This window comes from Pricia sp. (genome assembly GCF_041745955.1).
Lineage (GTDB): Bacteria > Bacteroidota > Bacteroidia > Flavobacteriales > Flavobacteriaceae > Pricia.
Genome location: NZ_JBGTHY010000239.1, coordinates 1 through 3,545, shown reverse-complemented (window position 1 = coordinate 3,545; position 3,545 = coordinate 1). Strand labels below are relative to the sequence as shown.

2 protein-coding genes and 1 pseudogene are annotated in these 3,545 nt (G+C 46.0%); all 3 read right to left on the bottom strand.

Going from position 1 to position 3,545, the window contains the following annotated elements; translation table 11 throughout:
• A pseudogene (locus ACEW8S_RS08670) lies at window positions 1–1,116 on the bottom strand (hypothetical protein); the annotation flags it as partial.
• 209 nt (window positions 1,117–1,325) lie between these two features.
• Window positions 1,326–2,660 carry a TolC family protein gene (locus tag ACEW8S_RS08665; protein WP_373517761.1) on the bottom strand — a complete coding sequence of 445 codons (1,335 nt, stop codon included), beginning with the start codon at window positions 2,658–2,660 and terminating at the stop codon, window positions 1,326–1,328.
• A 1-nt stretch (window position 2,661) separates the two neighbouring features.
• Window positions 2,662–3,545 (bottom strand): efflux RND transporter permease subunit (locus ACEW8S_RS08660; protein ID WP_373517760.1); only part of this gene is annotated, 884 nt, incomplete at its 5' end.

The following is a 3,545-nucleotide window of genomic DNA, read 5'->3' as shown; positions in this document are numbered from 1 at the left end:
CAATGAAAGGTGGTCTAGATTGTTTATCTGTTCCCCGCCGGAAGAAGAACTGCTGCCGGGCTCTCCCACTATGTAATTGTTGGTCGCGGAACCTCCGCCTTCGTTGGCCGGAAATCCGCCCCAGCCCCCGTTGGCCCCATTGTCCGTAACATATACCGCGCCGCTTTGGGTCAACACCAGATCATAGGTATTGCGGTAGCCCGGGGAAAATATCTGAACTGGGCCGGCGGGAACCACTATGGCCTGATTCAGGCCATCGTTGCCACCAAAGGGATCGTTCAGGTCGACACCATTGTATCCAGGGGAGTCCGGATCGGCGATGCCGTTCACATTAGGCCTTGAAGGGTCATCCAAGGTGGGAAGATCATAGATATAGCTTCTTCCATTGTCATTTTTTACCGACATGGTATTGAGCATGGATAGGTTTATGGATAAAATGGCCGCGGAAAGCGCATATTCGCCCGTGTATGCGAAGTTTATGGAGGGCGATCCCGCATTGGTATGGCCACCTTGTGCCACAAGTAAGTAGTCGGTGCCATTTACGGTAACAAACTCCAAACCGTTGTTGGCATGGTTTTCCTCGGAACGGGGAAGCCCACGCACCAAGTCCACCATCACCCATGAACTGCCGTTCCATGTAAAACGGGTGATGATGCCCGAGTTGGTATCCAGGCCCTTATCGCCACTGCCGCCGCCAGAGCCGCCGCCGATACGAAAATCGCTGGAGCATACATAGAGTATCGGATTGGCTGCGGTACCCGCCACGGTCAAGCCTGTGGTCTCCCGGGAGGTGGCCGTGAATAAGGTACCATTATCGTTATAATCCTGTATGCCCTGAATGCCCGCAAGCACCTCTTGGTCGAGCACCACATAATTGCCCGGACCGTTACGCTGTACGGTATATATTTTAATCAGGCCCGTATATTCCGCTACATAGAGCCTGCCATCAGGACCGAACATCAACGAAGTTCCCGCTGAAACGGAGCCTTGGCCATTAAAATTCAGATTGTTCTGGGAGAAGCTCTGGGCCGCCAGATCTGTAAAAATAGCAGTTATCAAAAAAAAGGTAGGCAATACGTTCAAAACCCTAACCAAAAACCTATAATAATTAGCCATAAGTACCCTATTAACGGTTAAACCGCTGTATTGAATAAAGTATAAAATGGGGGAATTGTGAAAGAAGTAAATAATCCTCGGGGGCAAGCTTCGGGTCATTAAACCCAATGGATATTAAAAATATATTTTAAATAAAAAATAAAAAAATAGAATCGTGCTTAATCGTTTATTTACATGATTTGATCGATTAATTGCACTATGTTTCGGACCTATAAAACCAAACTTCCCGCAAGTTGCTTTAAGATTATCTCTGAAAGCTTGGCCTGGAATTTCGCGTTACTATGGCGCACCTTGGCATTGATAAAATTGAGTTGCGCGGTTCTGAATTCGATGGTAGGTATGGTACCGATCCTATATTTTTCAACGGTTATATCAAGATTTTCTTTGGCAATGGCTTCATTGTTTCCCTCCAACTCAATGAGGCCTATATTCGTTAAATAGGTTTGATAGGTGGTACCCACCAACGACATTAATTCCTGTTCTTGCTCGGCAATGGCCACTTCGGCATTTTCGATGGCAATTTTTCCGATTTGTTCATTCCTGTTCTGATTGAAGCCGTCGAAAAGGTTCAAAGTCGCTCCAAACCCGTAGTTAAAGCCTCTGGAATTCGCACTTGTAGAAAAACCGAGATCCGATTCCGAACGACTAAAGTTATATCCCGTCGTCGCGAAAATAGTCGGGTAACGTGCAGCTTTTATTTGCTTCACCGCCAATTCAGTGATTTTTTTGTTGATCAACTCTACCTGAAGTTGGGGATTTTCATTGGCAATTTGGGTTTCCAGCTCTGCCAGCAGTAATTTTTCATCCACAAAAATTTCAGGTGCTACCTTAAAATCCTGTTTCAGGTCGCGCGCCAAAATTTGGTTCAACTGTATCTTCGTATTGGCATAAAGCTCTTGCTGGCGCCGCATTAAGGTTCGGTCCGTATTTAGGTCTACCTGTGCGTTCAATACTTCCAACTTTGAAGCTTTGCCAATGGTAAACCTGTTGTGGGCCAGTTCAGCACGTTGTTCGGATAAAAATATGGTGCTATCCAAGGCCGAAAGCTGTTGCTGCTGCTGTACCAGGTCATAATAGGTGATCATGACCTCCCCTACTTTGGTCAATATTACCTGCTTTAGTTCGGTCTCCCCCAGTTTTTGCGTTTCCTTAAGTTGCTTTAAATTGGCGAACATCCGAAGTCCGTCAAAAATGGTCCAATCTAAGGCAACGCCGTAATTCAAACTATTGTTCTTGGCATTATCGCGTTCTACCTTAGCGCCGTCAGCACGTGTTTGGGATAGATTTTGGATGCTATTGTTATCGGTAATACGCGCCTCTAAGGAAGGAAACATACCTGCATTGCCCGGACTTACCGAAATGGAGTCGATCTTTAGCTCGTTGGATGCGGTCTTAATCTGGTAATTGTTTTCCAAGGTTATTTCGACCGCTTTATCCACGGTAAGCAATTCCTGTTTTTCCACGGTAAGCACCTCCTGTCCAAAAACAGGACAGAACACTAGAAGCAAAATAGCACGGAAAGGTATAGAAATAAGGTCGGTCATTTCAATAGGTTTCAAGCACTTTGAATTCAGGTCGCTGGACTTTTTCCCTTGACCACAATATATAAAGTGCCGGAATAACGAATAAGGTCAGTATCAACGAGAACATGGTCCCCCCAATGATGACAACGCCCATTCCAATACGACTGGTCGAAGCGGCACCCAAGGAAAGTGCGATCGGCAAAGCCCCAAGGGCAATGGTAAGACTTGTCATTAAAATCGGGCGAAGCCGAGATTCAGAGGCTTTTAATACGGATTCCCTTTTAGACAGTCCCTGTTCCCGTAATTGGTTGGCGAACTCTACGATCAGTATACCATTTTTGGTTACCAGACCTATCAACATAATTGTACCGATCTGACTGAAGATATTCCAGGTCTGGCCAAAAAGCCATAAAGAGAACAAGGCCCCCGCTACGGCCATGGGCACCGTTAAAATAATGATGAAGGGATCGATAAAACTTTCAAATTGCGCCGCCAATATGAGAAAGATCAAAAGCAATGCGAGTCCGAATGCAAACAGGGTATTGGAACCGCTCTCCGTGAAATCCCTTGATTCGCCTCCCAGATCCGTGGTAAAGGTTTCGTCGAGCACCTTTTCTTTAATAGCTTCCATGGCCGCGATGCCATCGCCGATACTTTTACCAGGGGCCAGATTGGCCGAGACGGTAGCGGACATATAGCGGTTGTTATGAAATAATTGCGGGGGACTGCTATGTTCTGAAGTTTGTACCAAATTATCGAGCTGGATCAAAAGTCCATCCTTGTTTTTTACAAAAATGGAAGTAAGATCCAAAGGCGCATTTCTATCTTCTTTGGCGAACTGGCCGATAACCTGATACTGTTTCCCGTTCATCAAAAAATAGCCGAACCGTTGCCCGCTGAGCGACA